This is a genomic window from Lamprobacter sp. (assembly GCF_034860625.1).
GTDB lineage: Bacteria > Pseudomonadota > Gammaproteobacteria > Chromatiales > Chromatiaceae > Lamprobacter.
On the sequence record NZ_JAYESN010000728.1, the window covers coordinates 1 to 686 of the forward strand.

Sequence of the window (686 nt, forward strand, 5' to 3'; positions counted from 1 at the left end):
TCTCGCTCGCGGCCTGCTCCGCGCGCATCCCGGCGTTCATGCGCACCATCATCCCTTCGGCGACGACGATGGCATTGTCGACCAGCATGCCGAGTGCGATGACCAGGGCGCCTAGGGAGATACGCTGTAGTTCGATGCCCGCCAGGGCCATGATGAACAAAGTCCCGGCGACGGTGATCAGTAAAACGGCGCCGATGATGAAACCGACCCGCAGGCCCATGAACAGCAGCAGTACGACGATGACGATCGCCACCGCTTGCGCAACGCTGATGATGAAGCCGTTGACCGACTGGTCGACCACCTCGGGCTGGTTGTAGATGGCCTTCAGCTCCATGCCGAGCGGGATATCGCCCTCCAGGGCTGCGATGCGCTCATCGAGCTGGCGGCCGACCTCGACCACGTTTTGCCCGCCCATCACCGAGATGCCGAGGGTGAGCGCCGGCTGGCCGTCTTGATAGAAATACCGATTCGGCACATCGATGTAGGCACGGCGGATCTCGGCGATGTCTGAGATGCGCAGCACGCGCTTGTCCTCAGAGCTGATCAGCGCGTCGCCGATCAATTGCACGGACTCGGACTCGCCGGTGGGCCAGATGCGCAGATACTGCTCGCCGACGACGATGTTGCCGGCATCGGCGACCAGATTCTGCGACTGCAGCACCGCGCCGATGGTCTGCAGCGGAATC

At 63.1% G+C, this 686-nt stretch carries 1 protein-coding gene; it reads right to left on the reverse strand.

What is annotated here, in order from left to right:
* The coding region (locus VBE63_RS31010; RefSeq protein ID WP_323686780.1) for an efflux RND transporter permease subunit at positions 1-686 on the reverse strand (686 nt) is incomplete at both ends.